This is a genomic window from Thiorhodococcus mannitoliphagus (genome assembly GCF_010915725.1).
In the GTDB taxonomy this organism is placed as follows: Bacteria; Pseudomonadota; Gammaproteobacteria; order Chromatiales; family Chromatiaceae; genus Thiorhodococcus; species Thiorhodococcus mannitoliphagus.
On sequence record NZ_JAAIJR010000256.1, the window covers coordinates 1 to 3,263 of the forward strand.

General features: G+C 60.3%; 4 protein-coding genes. 3 read left to right on the plus strand and 1 reads right to left on the minus strand.

What is annotated here, in order from left to right:
• Nucleotides 1–136 precede the first annotated feature (136 nt).
• Complete coding sequence (locus G3480_RS25685) at nt 137–499, plus strand: HEPN domain-containing protein (RefSeq protein WP_164657053.1); 363 nt, start codon at nt 137–139, stop codon at nt 497–499.
• A 12-nt stretch (nt 500–511) separates the two neighbouring features.
• Here G3480_RS25685 and G3480_RS25690 read toward each other — a convergent pair whose 3' ends face one another.
• Nucleotides 512–811 (minus strand): hypothetical protein, encoded by a 300-nt coding sequence (locus G3480_RS25690; RefSeq protein WP_164657054.1) that lies wholly within the window; start codon nt 809–811, stop codon nt 512–514.
• Nucleotides 812–1,062: 251 nt separating this feature from the next.
• Between G3480_RS25690 and G3480_RS25695 the strand changes: the two genes are divergently transcribed.
• Entirely contained in the window at nt 1,063–2,616 is a 1,554-nt protein-coding gene (locus G3480_RS25695; RefSeq protein WP_338114225.1) for an ATP-binding protein, read from the plus strand.
• Between the two features lie 88 nt (nt 2,617–2,704).
• Nucleotides 2,705–3,097 (plus strand): hypothetical protein, encoded by a 393-nt coding sequence (locus G3480_RS25700; RefSeq protein ID WP_164657055.1) that lies wholly within the window; start codon nt 2,705–2,707, stop codon nt 3,095–3,097.
• Nucleotides 3,098–3,263: the final 166 nt, after the last annotated feature.

Sequence of the window (3,263 nt, forward strand, 5' to 3'; positions counted from 1 at the left end):
AACACGCGCAACTGGGAGCCCGACACCACCGTCTTGCTCAATCCCGGGAAACCTCTGAAAACGGAGGCCAAAGCCACCTCAAACACCGCATGAAAAATGCGACAACTGTCTTGACACCCGCCGAGGCCGTGCGTCTATGACTCCCGAGAGCGAGGCGCTGCTTGCCGCCGCCGCCAAACTTCAGGCGGCAGAATTGTTATTCAAGGAGGGCTTGAATGGCGACGCGGCCTCTCGCGCCTACTATGCCGTCTTTCATGCCATCAGTGCGCTTCACCTTGCCAATGGCAATACCTTTTCGAGTCACGCCCAATTGATCGGCCGGTTCAACAAGGATTTTGTAAGAACGGGTCTCTTTGCTCCGGAATACACTCGCATTGTGACGCGCCTGTTCGAGGATCGTCAGCTTGGCGACTACGATGCTGTCACGGCCATGGCCGACGATCAAGCCAAGCGGGATGTTGCCGATGCACGCCGACTCATCGACGCCATCCGTGCCTAACTATACCCCCGATCAACGCCATGAATTCCCGCGCTCCTGTATGTCGCACCCAGTGGTTTGAACATTTGCCGGAGGCGTGCTGGGGGCGGCTTTTTCGATCCCCGTTTGTTCTTGCGCCACCGGGCAAGATCGACGCGCGCGGCCAGATCGAGCAATATCGTACACATCAAATTTGCGGGTGTACTGGCTTCCACTGGTGCGCTCGAACCACGCATCGAGACGCTCGGCGTTGAGGAGGTGCTCCAGCAAGGCGCGCACCATCACGGCGCCGGAGGCTCGGTCAGCGAATTTCTGCAGGATACCGTCAAACATACTCAGGTCAGCTAGGCTGTTGATCAAAAAATATTTATATTTTACTTTATGTTACGAGCACTTTAAAAGGGCTGGCCGGACGGGGCATGCGCCCCGTTCGGAACCTTTTTTGCTCGGCGGGGCTTGGCTGACGGGTCGAAGAAACGCGCGGGACGGGGGTAAAGACCCCGTCCCGCATTCAGGCGTCATATCCCTCCCCGCATCAAGGGCGCTACACTTGCCGCCATGCCTTTTCGATGATGACACATTGCGTGACTCAAGCCCGCCGCAAACTCCCCATCGGGATCCAGACCTTTGCTGAGATCATCGGCGAGGGGCACTACTATGTCGACAAGACCGGCCTGGCCCATCGCCTGATCGAGCAGGGCAAATATTACTTTCTCTCCCGTCCGCGTCGCTTCGGCAAGAGCCTCTTTCTCGACACCCTGAAGGAACTCTTCGAGGGCAACGAACCGCTGTTTCGTGGGCTGGATATCCATCCACACTGGGACTGGACGGTGCGCCATCCGGTGATCGCCATCAGCTTCGGCGGCGGGGTATTTCAGACGCGGGCCGATTTGGACGAGAAGATTCGCGAGCTTCTCGATGACAATCAACGACGGCTCGGCGTGGTCTGCGAACACCCCAGTCTTTCAGGCTGCTTCGCGGAGCTGATCCGCCAGGCGCACACGCATACCGGCCAACCTGCCGTCATCCTGATCGACGAATACGACAAGCCGATCCTGGATAACATTACCGATCCCGACACCGCGCTCGTCATGCGCGAGGGACTCAAGAACCTCTATTCGGTCATCAAGGACGCCGACGCCCATCTGCGTTTCGTCTTCCTGACCGGGGTGTCCAAGTTCAGCAAGTTCAGTCTCTTTTCCGGGCTGAACAATCTGGAGGACATCACCCTCGATCCGGCCTATTCCGCACTCTGCGGCTATACCGACGCGGATGTCGACCGCGTCTTCGCCCCCGAACTCGACGGCCTCGACCGCGCCGAGATCCGTCGCTGGTACAACGGCTACAACTGGCTGGGCGAAGCCGTCTACAACCCCTTCGATTTGCTGCTCCTGTTTCAGGAACGTCAGTTCCGCCCCTGGTGGTTCGAGACCGGCACCCCGACCTTCTTGGTCAAACTGCTCGCCCGGCACGGCTTCTTCACCCCCGATCTGGCGCGTTTGCGCACCGGCTTAGAGATCCTCTCCACCTTCGACGTGGAGCGCATCGCCCCCGAGGCGCTGCTGTTTCAGACCGGCTATCTCACCATCCACAAGGCCGAGGAACCGCTGCTCGGGCACTGGATCTACACCCTGGGCTATCCCAATCATGAAGTCGCCTCCAGCCTCAACGCCGCGCTCCTGAGCGAATACACCGACGACCCCAGCCGCAGCTTCGCGCACCGTCTGCGCCTGCTCGACCTGCTGCTGGCCAATGATCTGGACGGCCTGAAAGACCTCTTCCACGCTTTCTTCGCCAGCATCCCCAGCGACTGGTACCGCAACAACCCCATTGCGCGTTATGAAGGCTACTACGCCAGCGTCTTCTACAGCTATTTCGCCGCGGTGGGGCTGGATATCACCCTGGAGGACGCCACCCATCAGGGCCGCATCGACATGACCGTGCGCTTCAATGACCAAGTCTATTTGTTCGAGTTCAAAGTGGTGGAACTGGCCCCGGAAGGGCGTGCCCTGCAGCAGATCAAGGACCGCGGCTATGCGGAGAAATACCGCGCCGAGGGCCAGCCGATCCATCTGATCGGGGTAGAGTTCTCGCGTGAGGGGCGGAGTCTGGTGGCGTTTGAGGTCGAGACGCTCTAAAACACCGCACCCGCTGGATACCGCCGCGCCCAAGTGCCAAGACGAGGCTGGAGCACCTCCGGACAGCGACACCCCTGCACCGCTATCCTTGTCACCGCACCCGCGCCTCAATGGCAACTTCTCACGCCTAGGCGCCATCATCGAGAGTGGCGAGGAGGTCGCCCAGATCCAGCCGAGCTTCCCGACCGAGGGTCTCTTACGCCGGGACAACATCGTCTCCCTGCGCTACGACTTCGGCCTACTCAGCTTTGCCGGGGAGCGCCAGGGACGGCCCTTGCTCAAAGTGCCCAACCGCACCGTCCGCCAGCTCATGTCCGGCTATCGACGCGATGCCTACGACGCCGCCGGTGTCTTTCGCCCCAGCACCTACGAGATCGCCGACCGGCTCAATCACATGGCCAAGAAAGTGACCATCAACAACTTCCCCCCTTTCGCAAAGGGGGGCCAAACAACGTCCCCCCCTTTCCCAAAGGGGGGCTAGGGGGGATTTCGGGCGGGATCGCTCGCATCGGGAAACAATGAATGAGCGCTTTCTTACCGCGGTGACTGGGCCCCCTTCTTCGACTACCCCGCCGAGCAGATCGCCGCCCAAGCGAGCGTGCGTGACTTCCTCCAGAGCGAGAAGATGATCCAAGGCTTCCTGCTCG